The sequence below is a fragment of the Flavobacterium sp. CG_9.1 genome (assembly GCF_015751645.1).
GTDB classification, from domain to species: domain Bacteria; phylum Bacteroidota; class Bacteroidia; order Flavobacteriales; family Flavobacteriaceae; genus Flavobacterium; species Flavobacterium xanthum.
This window is the reverse complement of sequence record NZ_JADOVC010000019.1, coordinates 45,245-61,994: the sequence shown is the minus strand read 5'-3', so window position 1 is coordinate 61,994 and position 16,750 is coordinate 45,245. Positions and strand designations below refer to the sequence as shown.

General features: G+C 35.9%; 15 protein-coding genes and 2 pseudogenes. All 17 read right to left on the bottom strand.

Annotated features, from left to right (window positions below; translation table 11 throughout):
* Window positions 1–254: 254 nt before the first annotated feature.
* Window positions 255–755 (bottom strand): acyltransferase family protein, encoded by a 501-nt coding sequence (locus IWX83_RS17470; protein ID WP_196829752.1) that lies wholly within the window; start codon window positions 753–755, stop codon window positions 255–257.
* A gap of 254 nt (window positions 756–1,009) precedes the next feature.
* Entirely contained in the window at window positions 1,010–1,978 is a 969-nt protein-coding gene (locus IWX83_RS11355) for an acyltransferase family protein (protein WP_196829750.1), read from the bottom strand.
* 40 nt (window positions 1,979–2,018) lie between these two features.
* On the bottom strand, window positions 2,019–2,891 hold the full coding sequence (locus IWX83_RS11350; protein WP_196829748.1) for a glycosyltransferase family 2 protein: 873 nt from the start codon (window positions 2,889–2,891) through the stop codon (window positions 2,019–2,021).
* A gap of 4 nt (window positions 2,892–2,895) precedes the next feature.
* Entirely contained in the window at window positions 2,896–3,825 is a 930-nt protein-coding gene (locus IWX83_RS11345; RefSeq protein ID WP_196829746.1) for an ATP-grasp fold amidoligase family protein, read from the bottom strand.
* Between the two features lie 2 nt (window positions 3,826–3,827).
* The gene (locus tag IWX83_RS11340; RefSeq protein WP_196829744.1) at window positions 3,828–5,348 is read right to left on the bottom strand and encodes a lipopolysaccharide biosynthesis protein; all 1,521 of its coding nucleotides are present in this window, start codon (window positions 5,346–5,348) and stop codon (window positions 3,828–3,830) included.
* 40 nt (window positions 5,349–5,388) lie between these two features.
* Window positions 5,389–6,006: an acyltransferase gene (locus IWX83_RS11335; protein ID WP_196829742.1), complete on the bottom strand. Its 618-nt coding sequence runs from the start codon at window positions 6,004–6,006 to the stop codon at window positions 5,389–5,391.
* 163 nt (window positions 6,007–6,169) lie between these two features.
* Window positions 6,170–6,322 (bottom strand): annotated as a pseudogene (locus IWX83_RS17245) (GDP-L-fucose synthase); the annotation flags it as partial.
* A 139-nt stretch (window positions 6,323–6,461) separates the two neighbouring features.
* Window positions 6,462–6,908: a UpxY family transcription antiterminator gene (locus IWX83_RS11330; protein ID WP_196829740.1), complete on the bottom strand. Its 447-nt coding sequence runs from the start codon at window positions 6,906–6,908 to the stop codon at window positions 6,462–6,464.
* Window positions 6,909–6,928: 20 nt separating this feature from the next.
* A pseudogene (locus IWX83_RS11325) lies at window positions 6,929–7,021 on the bottom strand (NAD-dependent epimerase/dehydratase family protein); the annotation flags it as partial.
* A gap of 189 nt (window positions 7,022–7,210) precedes the next feature.
* The gene (gene gmd, locus IWX83_RS11320; RefSeq protein ID WP_196829739.1) at window positions 7,211–8,293 is read right to left on the bottom strand and encodes a GDP-mannose 4,6-dehydratase; all 1,083 of its coding nucleotides are present in this window, start codon (window positions 8,291–8,293) and stop codon (window positions 7,211–7,213) included.
* Window positions 8,294–8,412: 119 nt separating this feature from the next.
* The gene (locus IWX83_RS11315; RefSeq protein ID WP_196829737.1) at window positions 8,413–9,363 is read right to left on the bottom strand and encodes a GDP-L-fucose synthase; all 951 of its coding nucleotides are present in this window, start codon (window positions 9,361–9,363) and stop codon (window positions 8,413–8,415) included.
* Between the two features lie 7 nt (window positions 9,364–9,370).
* Window positions 9,371–10,378 (bottom strand): mannose-1-phosphate guanylyltransferase, encoded by a 1,008-nt coding sequence (locus IWX83_RS11310; protein WP_196829735.1) that lies wholly within the window; start codon window positions 10,376–10,378, stop codon window positions 9,371–9,373.
* Window positions 10,379–10,422: 44 nt separating this feature from the next.
* Window positions 10,423–11,706: a nucleotide sugar dehydrogenase gene (locus tag IWX83_RS11305; protein WP_196829733.1), complete on the bottom strand. Its 1,284-nt coding sequence runs from the start codon at window positions 11,704–11,706 to the stop codon at window positions 10,423–10,425.
* A 303-nt stretch (window positions 11,707–12,009) separates the two neighbouring features.
* Window positions 12,010–13,056: a dTDP-glucose 4,6-dehydratase gene (gene rfbB / locus IWX83_RS11300; RefSeq protein ID WP_196829731.1), complete on the bottom strand. Its 1,047-nt coding sequence runs from the start codon at window positions 13,054–13,056 to the stop codon at window positions 12,010–12,012.
* 361 nt (window positions 13,057–13,417) lie between these two features.
* Entirely contained in the window at window positions 13,418–13,882 is a 465-nt protein-coding gene (locus IWX83_RS11295; protein ID WP_196829729.1) for a UpxY family transcription antiterminator, read from the bottom strand.
* Window positions 13,883–14,004: 122 nt separating this feature from the next.
* Window positions 14,005–15,396: a UDP-glucose 6-dehydrogenase gene (locus IWX83_RS11290; RefSeq protein WP_066082387.1), complete on the bottom strand. Its 1,392-nt coding sequence runs from the start codon at window positions 15,394–15,396 to the stop codon at window positions 14,005–14,007.
* A gap of 573 nt (window positions 15,397–15,969) precedes the next feature.
* Entirely contained in the window at window positions 15,970–16,344 is a 375-nt protein-coding gene (locus IWX83_RS11285) for a four helix bundle protein (RefSeq protein WP_196829727.1), read from the bottom strand.
* Window positions 16,345–16,750 lie beyond the last annotated feature (406 nt).

Below are 16,750 nucleotides of genomic sequence, written 5' to 3'. Positions count from 1 at the left end.
AGCAATCACTATAAGGATACGATATGTGGTCATAATGATGAGTGGGTGCCCTAAATCCATCAGATGATAGCATACACACAATACGCATCCTGATGCAAACATGAGGGTTGTCGTCCAATCGCGTTCTTGCAGAAACATAAATAGGTTGTTGTTATGAAGGATGATCCCTGCAAGGTACATTAACATATACATTTCTATATGACCTGTTAGACACAAAGCATAGTGTGGATTACTGCTATATAGGTATTTGATTATTAAATCAATACCCCCCCTCCTAATACAATATATATTAGTATATAAAGGGCCTTGTGGATAATCTTATGATATTGTAAGCGAAGGCTCTTTGCCAATAATCCTGTGAGCATTGACATTATCTTGAAAATGAAGAGTGTGAGCAGGAACCAGTATCCCAATTGATCACCATTGGTTATCATGTGCACAAATGGGTTTGATGTAATGCCTCCGTGTTCACCTAAGTCTGTTATTAAGGCATACAGCGTTCCTACAATTACCAATGGTATTAATAGGTCATAGGTTTTGAATTGCACAAATGATTTCCATGAAACCTGATCAGAGAAATTCTTGGATGCTAAATATCCACTCACCATAAAGAAACCTCCCATAAAAAAAGTGTCTATCACTTGGTTGATGAAAGATGCTGAATTGTGCAGCACAAAACTATTGACATGACTAATCACAACAGCTATGATGCAGAATGCCTTAATGTTATCTATCCAATATAATCGTTGTTTCATTGTATATTCTATAAATTTATGGGAAATGGAGCGGAATCAATAAGTGGTTACTAATTAATAGTTCTATGTTGCCAAGATGCAATTCATTTACAATTGGGGAAAAACTCGTCAGGGCTATCCTGATTGAAATGAAGAAGCCCTATACAGGTATGCCCCCTGCGCTCCATCTCGTCCATCACGAGTTTGGTAGCGCGTTCTGTTCCTCCTGCCTCTGGTCGTAGAGGACAATAGTACATAAAGAGTATGTTCATATCCTATTTTATAATTTTCTGAAGTAATGGCAAATGGCTATTTGCTAATTTATCCAAGGTAAAGGCAACAACAAAAGATATAAATGAGGCAATAAACCACCCCTCATAACGAGTAATATGTAGCCATCCATGAATTATTGCTGCCATTAGAATAAATACGGGATACATGTGTATAAAATAGATCCAGGTACTCCAATCCCTCATTATTTTAAAGGCTTTATTATCCTTCAAAAGCAAATTTTCAGAAAATAGAAATATTGAAGAACCTCCCAACAATTGCCAATAGGGTAAGCCCTTAGCATTTAAGATAACGCTTATAATAAGAAACAATAATGCTATAAGAAATTTATTCTTCTTAATTTTATATAACATCATTCCTGTAGAATAAAGACCAAGGCCCATGGTAAGTCCGTTGCCTGTTCCTTCAAATAAATTTCTATAATAGGTGCCGATGTTATTATTTGAACGCATTAAATAAAAGCCCATAAACATCAATATCAATCCTACTAGCCACACCAACTTAAAAGGTATTCTTAGCTTACTAAAAAATGCCATAAATAAGCAAGCTGTTGCAATAGCAAGTATGTACCATAAGTGATATGAAAATGGATTGCTTCCCGTTAAAAGAAATTTTCTTAAAAATTTTGTTAAATTGTCAATAGTCAACCCACCACTATGATAATACTCAAACAAAATTAAAGGCAGATAAATCAATACCCAAACAAAATACAATCGGAAGTATCGGACTGATAATTTACCTATTTCATCTAATTTTAGTCCATTTTTTCTAGCATATAACCAACCTGATGCTATTATGAAAAATGGAACTGCTAGGTTTACAATATAGTCTATAGTTATCGAAAAATCTTTCTGTTCAAATATATAAGAGTGTATTCCTATTACGCAGAATGCCATTATCAGCTTTACTGCATCAACTGCATTTAGATTTTTTTGATCTGAAATAGCATTCATAAAAAATTGGATTTTAGAACATATAGTATGATGCGGATCTTTATCGCATCATCCTTAAATGATAATATAATATACGGAACTTGTTACGGAATGAAAGTTCTATGAATTCTTTAAAATAAACTTTCTTATCTCTATGCCATATTTCCTGGAGAAAATCGGCAAATGCGTACCTTTTATATCTAATATTATGCTCATCAAAAAAATTTTGAACACGAAGAGTCGATCTATATCTTATTTTCCATTCCTCAAAAGTCTTTATTTTTGCGGATGTTAATGAACCAGTTCTTTCTGTTACGATATATAGTATCTCCTTTGGTACAAATATTGATTTTGCATATACCCCAATTGCTGTACTGAAGTAAGTGTCGTTTGAATAACGAACTTGATCAAAGCGTATTTGATACTTATCAATCAATGATTTCTTTATAAGCTTGCCCCATGGTGCATCAAACTCCAAACGTAATGTCTGCTCGTTGCCTGTCTTAAAGTAGTGTTCAAAGTTATAACTGAATATATTTCTACCAGAAAGCTTTGTTAAGTCATCACACATAACACTCTTAGATTGAAAAAAAAGTACATCTTCTGGTCGATCTTTGTATTTGAAAAGGATGTCTGCTGCATTTTCAACAAGGAGATCATCTGCATCAACAAAAGATAGCCACTTGCCTTTGGCATGTTCGATGCCCACATTCCGAGCACGTCCTGCACTTCCTCCTTTGGGAGTGCTATAGTACTCCAGGTATGGTCGCGAAAGCTCAGGATAAGTCTCTTGGTATTTGTCAGCATTAGGGCTACAGTCATCAACAACGATGACTTGAATATCCTCATTTACGGGAATACTTTTGATGCAGCGAACAAGTAATTCTGGAATGTTATAATGCGGAATTATAATTGAAAAAACTGGTTGTGACATGTTCTTATAGTAAAGGAGTCCAACGGTTAAAGAATGTTTTCACCTTTTCACTAAACAATCTATTCGGAAGGACACATTGGGCGCCCATTTCCGTGAGAAAATCTTGTGTATAATATGGCATCATACCAAAGTTTGACGATAAAGTCATTTCACCAAAGTATATCTTGCCATTGATGCAATAGAAATCAACTCGAACCTGTGGAATATTAGCAGACAGCTTTGAAGCAAATTTCAGCATATCTTCCAACTTCTCAGGTTTAGCACAAACGGCTTCATTTCGAAAACTGGGCGACATCCATTCAGGATGCCGGTTCCACAGCAAATCATATGCCATCAAATCAGCATGACCTGACGCATCTCTATTTGTACACAAAAGAATGCAATGAGGCTTACCATTAATACACCATATCTTGTAGTCTTTCAGACCTCCTGCCTCATTTGTTTCAAGCAACTGTTCTGCTATAATGCAAGGTTTGATACGGAGGTAATGAGGCTCAGCATTCTCAAATCCAAAACGATGTTTAAGTGATGCATCCAGCCTTTGTTGAATCTCCTCAAAGTTGGCTTTCTTCTTATCTTTAACAATAATAGTGTCGTAACAGCCGTTATTGGGCTTTATCACAAACTTATCAGGGAGAGAGTTAAAATCTATATCTTCGGCTCTATCCCACTTCCCGAGTAGGGGTACAAGAACATCCTCGCCAGCATGTTCTGCCACATATTGACGAACGGCATATTTGTCTGCCAGCATTGTCCACATACTTGTATCAGTATAAAAGGATAGCCACTGTATTTTTTCGTTAATATCTTTTGGTTTGGAAAAGTCTGTTACTTTACCTAAATTTTCTTTATAAAGATGCTTGCACCATAAAAATGGGAAATGGTATTTAATAAATTGCAAATATCTCCATCTTATTTTTTCTTGTATATTCATACTTATATTCTAATTTTATTTTTAACAAAACTCACCAACTTCATTCTCTCTCCACTTGTCAGGCCTATTGTATATATCAAAAAAGCAGTGATTAGGAAACAAACAACAATAGACATGAATTGGTAATAAGAATTATCGATTGGATACAAGGAATAAGCCCACAAAAGAAAACTCATGATTAATGCTATAATAGCAGGATTAAAATAAGCATCCTTTATATAACCCCATGAGTCAAATCCAATTATTGTTTTCATCAATATTAATTGTACTATCCTATTCACTATATCTGCTACAGTAAAGAGGATAATTATAGAGTAAGCAGGTGCTCCTATTTGAAATAAGAGATATGTTGCAGGAATAGATAATAGGAAAAAAGCACTTCCGGAAATTTTAAACCACTTTACTTTACCAGATGCATTAATTAACTGAACTAAACCTCCACCTGTTAATGCAACTGCTGCAAGAATGAGGTTAAGCTGACAAAAAATCAGAACTCCATCGGGCACATCTATTAACCACAAATGAAGAACAAAATCTAATTCAATATATAAAGGAAAAAAAACTAGCTGGAATAATAATATACACACCCTGCCAAGTTTATTGACTAGATAGTTGCATCTCTGCAAATCTCCAGCACTATAGGATTGTATAATTTGTGGACCTGACGCACTGTCGAAATTAGTAGAGAATGTTGTAATATAATTATTTACTGTCTTACTTATTGCAAAAGCTCCATTAATAGCCGTACCGAAAAATAAATTCAGAATTAAATCAGAACCTGTAGAGCGAGCCATTAAAGCCATAGTAGCAAACAGATTCCAATTACTAAACACTAAAACCTCTTTGTAATTTTTCCAACCAGAAACCAGTTTAAGCTTTATAATACTAGGCCATTTTTTTACTGCCAACCAATGGTACACAATGAAGGTATTCGCTGTAGTGAGAACCATTATAATGCTATAAAACCTTAGCGAATTTCCTTCGTAATACTGCAGCAAGATCACAAATATCAAGCGAATGAACGTATTGATAATATCAAATTTCGCTAAAAATTTGAAACGTTCAAAAGCCCCAAATAGACTTGCATAAGGATTATTGATAATACCCAAACATGCAGTTAGAATTGACACCTGGTAAACAAAGATTGCATCTCCTATTTTATCGGGTGCCACATTTAGTTTGTTGTAAATATACCAAAGTCCAATTGTTTCAGCTAAAACAAGGATAATTAGTGCAAAAAAGATATGCAGCAACAGATTTATGTTGAAGATCCGATTTAAATTGCCATTGGATCTACCCATTTCAATATTCAAGAACCTTGCGGTTGCAGAGGATAGTGATCCACTTATAAAGGTAAACATGGCAAGAACACCACCAACCACGCTAAACAATCCAAAATCAAAAACTCCCAAAACAAGTAACACGACTCTTGATATATATAGACCTAACACCATTGTAGTGAAAAGTCTAATATACATGTATATCGTGTTTTTTGCTATTCTCTTATTTGCAGCTTCGCTCATAACACTTCTTAAATTTTTTCCTCAAATTCATAATTCGATATCATGTATTTTCAATCGGTAAATATGATACTACCACTGCAGGATTTCCTTGAAGAACAGAATTATCTGGAAATTCTCCTTTAACAACGCTATTAGCCGTAACCACAGAATTATTACCAATTTTAGTTCCTTTCAATATTATCGAATTCAAACAAAGCCAAACATTATTTCCAATCACTATTTCTTTGGGCTCATCCTCTCCCTGTGTCCGGTCAGAAGAAACTAACTGATGACCGTTAGAATCTAGTATATTTGTTCCTGCAGCTATCACGCAATTTTTTCCAATAGTTATATTTTTTTTTGCATGCAGATATGCGCCATTTATTCTACAATTATCACCCACTACGATCCTGCCATTTTCTCGATCGACAAGAAGAGTTGTTTCGAATGGCATTCCTGCAAAATAGTCGAAAGGATCGGATCTTAATGTAACATTCTCACCTAAAGAGATTTCAGCATCCTTTGTACATATCAGATTAACTTTACCCTTAATCTTTGTTGACTTGGGAACCTTAACATCGAATGTTCTTATCATTAAATCGGAATTATATAATTTTTTATTCCTACGTTTAAGCCATTTGCGGTAAAGAAATTCTTCTATTCTTAAAATTAAATTCATAGTTTTTTAATTTTATCTTGTTATAAATGAGATCGAACTTATTTTCTATATAATTTGAGGCAATATTAAATATCCGGAAACTATTTATAAGATAATCTTATTGTATGCATAGGAAGTAAAAAACACTAAAACATGTTGACAAAACTAAAAAGTTAATCATCATATCTAAGACAGCTTGTTCATTTCTAAGATTCAATTCAGCGCTAGTTTTTCCAATTATATGTGAATACCCTTTAGATTCTAAAATACGCCAAACCGCAGATCCAACCATACCTCTATGTCTTGCAATGTATATTTTTGTGTTTTTTGAAATCATTTTATCAATTCTTTCTCGACTACCAACGGTAGTCTCTATTTATTTTCTTTCAAAAACACTATTTTTTTTACGGTATCTTTGATTTTTTTAAGGGCTTCGCCACTGCTAGTACCAGTAGCATTTTTATATCCTTAAAATTTCAATTGCTAACTACTGCAATTGAAATGACACCACTGCGCCTAAACGCTCTAAACGTGCCAAACATTTTTTTTTCCCGCAAAGCCACCACCGTTGCTTTTTCATCCAATTGAGGTACTTGTACAGTATCACCCACTTGCACCGCTGTTTGTGCTGCTATTGCCTTACCTTCTAAATGCAACTGCATGGCCACGACATCTTTATCTTGCACCTTAGCTCGCTTGCCTTGCTCAAACAAATAACGAACGACTCCCGGTACTTGAAATACCATTCCCGTATCTTTTTCGTGTACATTTACCAAAACCATAGAAGGCATTACTTGCACTTGTACCTTCTTTTTACGGTCCGCCCACTGGCGAACTACAGTTTGTGTTGGTGCATATACCATTACTCCTAAGTCAGCCAAACGTGCTGCTACTTTTAACGACGTATTTGGCTTTGTATACAATACACACCAATGGGTTACGTATCCAAATTAAAAATTTGATCATTGGGATATTTGTTCACAAACAATCTCACTACGTGTGAACCAATGAATCCGGCTCCTCCGGTAATTAAAATATTTTTCCTAAATAAATTTTCTTAATCTTTCTCGTTACTCACTGTCTTTAAATCCGTTTCAACTTTATCTGCCAACCCGCCACCTGGCTCAATCGCTAAAAATATTTACTGAACATTTTTTGAACGCTCTGCCCTACTCAAAATAATTAAAGGTTGTATAGCCTCCATCTTTCAAGTACTGATCTTTATTTAATACAATTTCAAATCACTCGCCACCATTTCTTTGACCATTGCCTCTAAGTCGTACTGTGGTTTCCATCCTAATTGTGTTTTTGACTTCGTAGGATCTCCAATCAATAGATCAACTTCGGTAGGACGGTAATACTCTGGATCAACTCTAAGTACAACTGTACCTATCGCTATCTGATACAAAGGATTAGAACAAGTAGCAACGGTAGCTGTTTCATTTTCTTGTTCGCCTTCAAAAGTTAGTGTAACACCTACCTCAGCAAAAGCCATGATAACGAAATCTCTAATATAAGTGGTCACACCTGTCGCAATTACATAATCTTCCGCGACCTCTTGTTGCAAAATTCTCCACATGGCCTCTACATAATCCTTAGCATGTCCCCAATCTCTTTGCGAATTCAAGTTTCCTAAGAATAAACAATCTTGCTTTCCTTTAGCAATAGCCGCTACTGCCATGGTTATTTTACGCGTTACAAAAGTCTCACCACGTCGAGGAGATTCATGATTGAAAAGAATACCGTTACAAGCAAACATATTATAGGCCTCACGGTAGTTTTTAGTAATCCAAAAACCATAAATTTTAGCCGCACCATAAGGTGAGCGTGGGTAGAAAGGAGAGTTTTCGTCATAAAAACCTTCTGCGTTTTTATTCTCTGCCAATCCTCCATACAATTCAGAAGTAGAAGCCTGATATACTCTCGTTTTATTTCCTAAACCTAAAATTCTAACTGCCTCAAGAATTCTCAAAGTTCCTAGTCCATCCACATTGGCAACATATTCCGGAGAATCAAAAGATACTTTTACATGAGACATCGCACCTAAATTATAGATTTCATCAGGCTGTACTTCTTGTATAATTCTTATAATATTAGTAGAATCGGTCAAATCACCATAATGCAATTTAAAATTAACATGAACTTCATGTTGATCCTGATAGATATGATCGATACGTTGTGTATTAAAAGAAGAAGCACGGCGTTTTACACCATGAACCATATATCCTTTTTCTAATAATAATTCTGCCAAATAAGATCCGTCCTGACCTGTAATTCCTGTTACAAGGGCTACTTTCTGTGCTGCCATGATTATTAATTTGTTTTTGTCTTTTGTTGCCAAAAGCTAATTGATTAAGATTCTTTATTCAAAATTCATTAATTGCTGAGCAAAAAACGTTTTACAATGGACGGAAAACTGTAATCAATTTACAATTTCACTTCTTTATAATTTTCAATATTCTCTAAAAACCATTTATAAGTTTTTTGGATCCCTTCTTGTAATTGGACCTGATGTTTCCACCCTAATGCGTGCATCTTCGTAACATCCATTAGTTTCCTTGGAGTACCATCTGGTTTTGTTTTATCCCAAATAATTGTGCCTTGATGTCCGGTGATTTTTTGAATGGTTTCTGCTAATTGTTTAATCGTTAAATCTTCGCCCGTACCTACGTTGTATAGATACTCCGGCAATTTATTTTCCAGTGCAAAAACAACGGCTTCCGCCATATCATCTACAAATAAAAACTCTCTCATAGGTGTTCCACTGCCCCATAAAGTAACTGGTGCGTTGTTATTTTCCTTCGCCTCATGAAATTTACGAATCATTGCAGGTAAAACATGTGAAGAATTTAGGTCGAAATTATCATGAGTACCATATAAATTGGTAGGCATCAAGCTTACATAATCTTTATCAAATTGATTTCGGATTGCTTGACAGGCTTTTACTCCCGTGATTTTCGCAATCGCATACCATTCATTCGTAGGCTCTAAAGAATTTGTCAACAAATACTCTTCTTTCAGGGGTTGTGGTGCAAGTTTTGGATAAATACATGAACTCCCCAAGAAAATAAACTTCTCAACACCGGATTGCGTCGCCGTATCAATTAGATTATTTTGAATTTGCATATTTTCCATAAGGAATTGATATGGAAAATTATTGTTTGCCAAAATGCCTCCTACTTTTGCAGCAGCATCTATAACAACTTCTGGTTTTTCTTTTGATATGAAATCGCGAACTGCTTGTTGATTTCTTAAATCCAAATCTTTACTAGAAACTCCAATTAAGTTTGTGTATCCTTTTGCAGAAAGGATTCTCCAAATAGCGCTGCCAACCATACCATTATGCCCTGCTATGTATATTTTAGTATTTATTTTCATAGTTATATCAATTCAAGAGATCTGATTTGTCTCGTTCCAATTTACTATATACGCTTTTGACATCCTGAGAAAATTCTTTTTTCAATATTAAATTGGCAGTATCGGTATAAACAAAAATAGTGTCCTTAACCCCAATAAAAGCAGTATAATTAGTAGTACCTATAGCCATATTGCCATTTTCATCCACCGGATGACCTATCGTAATCAAGTAATCATAAACCGATTCAAAAGAGCCTAGATCCGACCAAACAAAGGTAGAAGAAACTACTTTGATTTTTTTACTTCGCTCCATTACAGCATAATCAATGCTAATGGATGGTATATCGAGGGACAACTCTAAATCTAAATTTCCATTTTGATTGGCTTCCCATGCAATTTTGGATTTTTCGTAAATCTCAGGTGTATAAATTTTTAACTCCTCTAAAAGTACTCCTGCTTTAAAGCAAAACATACCACTGTTCCATAAAAAGTTACCTCGCGAAATAAAATCTCTTGCTGTAACCTGATTTGGCTTTTCTCTAAAAGAAATGACATCGTCCCCTTTTCTTTCAATGTAACCGTAACCTGTTTCTGGTTTCGTTGGGATAATTCCAAAAGTTACTATATATCCTTTTGAAGCCTTTTCAATAGCATCACTTATAGCGGCTTCGTACTCTTCCATCTTATCAATGATATGATCGGAGGGAGTGACAATCAATATGGCTTCTGGATCAGATGCAAAAGCGGCAAAAGCGATGGCTGCTGCTGTATTTCTAGGAGTGGACTCTACAATATCAATATAGGAAGTGTTTGATTTTTCCAACACTTTTTTACTTAGATGACAATTATCGCTATTGCCTACCACCATAATGCTATCGGCAATATTGCGATTGCGTTCTACGGTCATTTCAAACAAAGACTTCCCTTCAAACAGCTCTAAATATTGCTTGGGTTGACTTTTACGGGATAAGGGCCATAAACGGCTGCCAACACCACCGGTAAGAATGACATGTGTAATTGAATGCTTATTTTCCATACTTCTCTAATCTTTATATTTTAATTCTTTTAGGAGCGTCTGTTTTATAATCTTCCATCAGCCAAATTCCCTAGAATTCCTTTTACATCGTACAACAAACTGTTGGTATTTTGTAATTTAGAAAAATCAATATCAAGGAATTCTCGGTGTGCAACGCCTAAAACTACAGCATCAAATTTCTGAATAGGCAATTCAGCAGTCGTTACTAGTGCGTATTCCTGTTGCACTTCGGCTGGATTCGCCATTGGATCAAAAATGGTGATTGTAATTCCATAATCTGCCAAAGCAGTGATCACATCAACAATTTTTGTATTGCGAACATCAGGACAGTTCTCTTTAAAAGTAATTCCTAGCATTAATAACGTGGCGCCATTCACTGAAATCCCTTTTTTGATCATCAATTTTACGATCTGCGAAGCAACATAGTCTCCCATACTGTCATTCAAGCGACGTCCCGCCAAGATAATTTCTGGATGATAACCAAATTCCTGTGCCCGTTGTGCTAAGTAATACGGATCAACGCCAATGCAATGTCCGCCCACTAAACCTGGTTTGAAAGGGAGGAAATTCCATTTCGTTCCTGCTGCGGCTAATACTGCATGGGTATCAATATTCATCAAGTTAAAGATCTTGGCTAATTCGTTGACGAAAGCAATATTGATATCCCGCTGGGAGTTCTCAATGACTTTGGCTGCTTCTGCTACTTTTATGGTCGGTGCCAAATGAGTTCCTGCCGTAATAACAGATTGGTATAATTCATTGACTTCTACCCCTGTTTCTGGAGTAGATCCCGAAGTAATTTTTAAAATTTTCTCTACCGTGTGTTCTTTATCGCCCGGGTTAATGCGTTCTGGCGAATAGCCTACAAAAAAATCAACATTAAACTGTAATCCAGAAACTTTTTCTAAAACGGGTACACATTCTTCCTCTGTTGCACCTGGATATACGGTAGATTCATAAATAACGACATCCCCTTTTTTCAAGACCTTTCCTACTGTTGCACTGGACTTATACAGCGGATTTAAGTCAGGGCGATTGTTTTTATCTACTGGAGTGGGAACGGTTACAATGTAATAATTACAGTTTGCCAGATGGGCTATATCAGTGGTACAGTACAAACCATTGGAACCACTCGGCTGATCTAAGAGTACTTTTTGCAAGACAGCATCTTCAACCTCAAAGGTCGTATCCGTACCGGATTGTAAGGAAGCAACACGAGCTGGATTGATATCAAATCCTACTACAGCATGTTTTGTGGCAAATAGTCTTGCTAATGGCAATCCTACATACCCCAAACCAATTATTGCTATTTTTTTATTTGGACTCATTTCCTACTAATTCTAATTACTTGTGTTCCTTTTACTCCACCGCTACGCAGTTCAAACTCACATAAATGAATAAGAACTGGATTATTTTCAGGGCGCAAATATACTTACAAAAGGTCACTAAAATGGCTACCGACTAACAAATCAATGTTAAAAAATTATTTTGACTGAATCTAAAAATACTAATTACCTGAAAATCAATAACTAATAAAGCCGAAAATGAAATACTATTCCTGCTCTTCTAAAATCAGAACAATTGTAATGTCTCTTTATAGTATTCTATTACTATCCTATAAGAAGCTACACTTACAAATACTGTTTTTCATAATAGGAAGCGTACGCACCAGAAGTAACGTGCTGCAACCAGTCCGAATTGTCTAAATACCAGCTTACTGTGATTTCTAATCCTTGTTCAAAAGTCACCGATGGTTTCCACCCTAGTTCCTTATTTATTTTAGAAGCATCAATAGCGTAGCGCAAATCATGTCCTGGTCTGTCTTTTACGTACGTAATTAATTCTGCTGATTTGCCAGCAGGACGACCCAGTTTACCATCCATAATAGAGCACAATAGGCGCACTAAATCAATATTTTTCCACTCATTGAAGCCACCAATATTATAGGTCTCGTGATTTTTTCCACGGTGAAAAACCAAATCAATTGCACTCGCATGATCCACTACAAAAAGCCAGTCGCGCGTGTAATTCCCATCACCATAAACGGGCAATGGTTTGTTGTTAATTATGTTATTTATAAATAAAGGAATTAATTTTTCAGGAAAATGATTGGGACCGTAATTGTTAGAGCAGTTCGTTATCACAAAAGGAAAATCATACGTTTCACCGTACGCTCTTACAAAATGATCTGAGCTCGCTTTAGAGGCAGAATACGGAGAATTAGGATCATACCCGGTCGTTTCTGTAAAAAGTCCCTCAGCTCCTAAAGAGCCATAAACCTCATCGGTACTGATGTGATAGAATCGTTTGCCTTCCGGTTTATTCAACCATTGCTTTTTCGCCGCATTCAGCAAATGTACCGTTCCAAAAACATTGGTTTTTACAAAGGCTAGTGGGTCTTCAATGGATCGATCCACATGTGATTCTGCAGCCAAATGAATTACCCCGTCGAATTCCTGTTTGTCAAACAAATCAGCAATGAAAGCTTCATCCGTAATATCTCCTTTTACAAAAGTATAATTGGGTTCGTTTTCAATATCCACCAAATTTTCTAAATTACCCGCATAAGTAAGGGCATCTAAATTATAAATATGATATTCTGGATATTTGGTAACAAACAAACGAACTACATGAGACCCAATAAATCCTACGCCTCCCGTTATTAATATCTTTTTCATTTAACTTTATACTTAATATTTAAAATCCAATTAATTTTTTGATATCATGCTTCCGATCGCGGTGAAAAACTACTTTCTCTCTACTTTAGAATACACATCTTTCTAAACTGCATCAACATCTTGGCTACCGCTAATGATCAGCAGGAGCTATTAAAAAACCAACTACAGTTAGAGTGCCCCAAAGGAACACTGTAGTTGCGTCCAATTTAACTTGTTTGTTTAAGCGACTGCTAGCGTATTAATTTAAGCAAACATGATGTGGAAAGTGAAGCACAATTTATTTATTTTGCAGAAACAAGTAAATCAATACCTTACACTTCTTTTATTTTTAAAACTAACCACCTTCTTTTAATCTGTTTCCCTATTTTATTTTCATTTTCAAAACACATCCCAAGGATTCCAAAACCAACACATAATGGGTATTCGTCATCTCCTGAATTACAGCCTTTTGTGCTACAAAAGGGCCAGATTCCAACTGTATGGAATCTCCAATTTGATACCCCCCCACGGTTACATCAATACAATCTGAAGTGTCGAGCCATTTCTTTATTATACTGATTTCTTCATCGCGAACAACAGCCGGCTTCCCTAGCCAAAATAAATACCGAACTGCTCCAACGGATTGAAATACGGAGTTCCGCTCTGATTCCGCTAACTGAACAAAAACATAGGAGTTAAAAAGAGGTACTTCCACTTTTTTCTTTCGATCGGACCATTGTCGGACTTGAGTAATCAAAGGACAATAGCACTCTATTCCACTATTTTTTAATTGTTCTGCTACTTTTTTCTCCCATTTGGGTTTTGTATACACTACATACCAATTCATCTTATGTTTTGTATTGCAATAAAAATGCGTTTCTTTTTATTGATTCTGTTTTCTACTCTTTTAAATCTTCTTTAGAATGAAAATCATTTCATCCAATCAAACAAAAATCGCTACTTCCTTATTTAAGAGCCTACCGCTTGATATACAAATCCAATTGCCTCTAAGTTAGGGCCATTTAATAAATTTCTACCATCAAAAACAAAAGCTGGCTTTTGCATGGAATCATAAATTTTTTGCCAATCATAGGTTATAAATTCATCCCACTCTGTCAGTACAGCAATGGCATGTGCATTTTGGCAGGCTTCATACGGATCTGTAAATGAAGTGATGCTATTAGCATTACTGTCTGCTGTTCTGGTTTCTAAATAATTTAAATCATCCAAGATTTTTTTATTGGAAACCTTTGGATCATAGACGGCAATTTTTGCGTGCTCATTGATCAAATCATCAGCAACATAAATAGCAGCCGATTCTCTGGTATCATTAGTATCTTTTTTGAATGCCCAGCCCAAAAACGCGATTTTTTTGTCGGAAACCGTGTTGTAAAGCGTTTGAACTATGTTATTGGAAAACCGTTTTTTCTGATGGTCATTCATTATGATTACTTGTTCCCAATAATCTGCTACTTCATTTAATCCATACGATTTTGCGATGTACACTAAATTCAGAATGTCTTTTTGAAAGCAAGAACCTCCAAACCCTACCGACGCTTTTAGAAACTTTGACCCTATTCTGCTGTCCATCCCAATAGCTTTAGCCACTTCATTGACATCGGCTCCCGTTTTTTCACAAAGTTCCGACATGGCATTAATGGAGGAAATCCGTTGTGCCAAGAAAGCATTAGCAGTAAGTTTTGACAATTCTGAAGACCAAACATTTGTGGTCAATATTTTATCCTCCGGAACCCAATTGGCATACACATCCACTAATGCTTGGATTGCTTTGCGACCTTCCTCTGTGGCATCACCACCTATCAATATCCGATCTGGGTTTAACAAGTCTTGAACTGCAGTTCCTTCGGCTAAAAATTCTGGGTTAGACAATATTTGAAATTGCACCCCATTACCGGTATTATCCAAAATACTTTTAATCGCTTCGGCAGTTCTTACGGGAAGTGTCGATTTCTCCACTACAATTTTATTGTCTTTGGCTACTCTGGCGATTTGTCTGGCGCACAATTCTATGTATTTTAAATCGGCGGCCATACCTTTTCCTTTTCCGTAGGTTTTTGTGGGTGTATTAACCGAAATAAAGATAATTTGAGCTTCGGCTATGGCCTTGTCAACATCGGTGGAAAAAAATAAATTTCTTCCTCTCGCTTCCCCAACAATCGCGTCCAAGCCAGGCTCATATATTGGTATATTATGTACATTCTCATCATTCCAAGCTGCAATACGTTCTGCATTCAAATCCACAACGGTAACTTGTATTTGCGGACATTTTTGTGCTATAACTGCCATAGTGGGACCACCAACGTATCCTGCTCCTATGCAACAAATTTTTGTGATTTTCATTTCTTCTTTTTTATATTCTTTGTTGGTCATCGGTTTTCTGTTTTCTGTTTTCTGTTTTCGGTTTTCGGTTTTCGGTTGTCCGTTGTCGGTTTTCGGTTGTCTGTTTTCGGTTTTCTGTTTTCTGTTTTCGGTTGTCCGTTGTCGGTTTTCGGTTTTCGGTTCTCGGTTTTCGGTTTTCGGTTTTCGGTTTTCCGTTTTCAGTTTTCCGTTTTCCGTTTTCGGTTGTCTGTTTTCCGTTTTCCGTTTTCGGTTCTCCGTTTTCAGTTTTCGGTTGTCCGTTTTCTGTTTTCGGTTGTCCGTTGTCGGTTTTCGGTTTTCGGTTTTCTGTTGTCTGTTTTCGGTTTATTAACGAGTATCTTCTATTTTTATTTGCTAGCTATTCTCAATCCGCAACTATTCGTGTAATAACAGAAAACTCATATCGGATAACTCAAAACATAAAACAGATAACCCATATCACATAACCCACAACAGATAACTCATAACAGATAACAGACAACTCATAACAGATAACAGATAACAGACAACTCACAACAAATAACGCATAACAGATAACTCATAACAAACAATTCTTTACTCAAATTTATTCCAATTGCTTTCAACATAGCGTAAAAATGAAAATAATTTTGCGCCTAATATATCGTACTCTTTTTGTAAAGTAATCATTTCAGTTGATACATTTGGATAGAGAACTGCTAACTTCTCTAGATGACAAATTGTTTCCAAATTACTTGCATGAGAATATGTTAAAAACTTTATAAAATCCATCTTATATCTTTTTCTACCATATCCCTCCACAATATTAGTTGCCACAGAATCAGAAGACCTTCTAATTTGGCTGCCTAATTCATATAATTCATACTTTGGTAATTGTAACGAAAGCCGATGTGTTCTATAAAACAATGCTAACGCCAAAGTGTATATATCTAAATCCTTGTAGCTTTTCATATTTACTGTTTTCTGTTTTCTGTTTTCTGTTTTCGGTTGTCGGTTGTCCGTTTTCTGTTTTCTGTTTTCTGTTTTCGGTTGTCCGTTCTCGGTTTTCGGTTTTCCGTTTTCGGTTCTTCGTTTTCCGTTTTCTGTTGTCTGTTTTCGGTTTATTAACGAGTATCTTCTATTTTTATTTGCTAGCTATTCTCAATCCGCAACTATTCGTGTAATAACAGAAAACTCATATCGGATAACTCAAAACATAAAACAGATAACCCATATCACATAACCCACAACAGATAACTCATAACAGATAACAGACAACTCATAACAGATAACAGATAACCCACAACAGATAACCTATAACAGACAACTCACAACAGATAACTCACAACAGATAATAGACAACTCACAACAAATAACG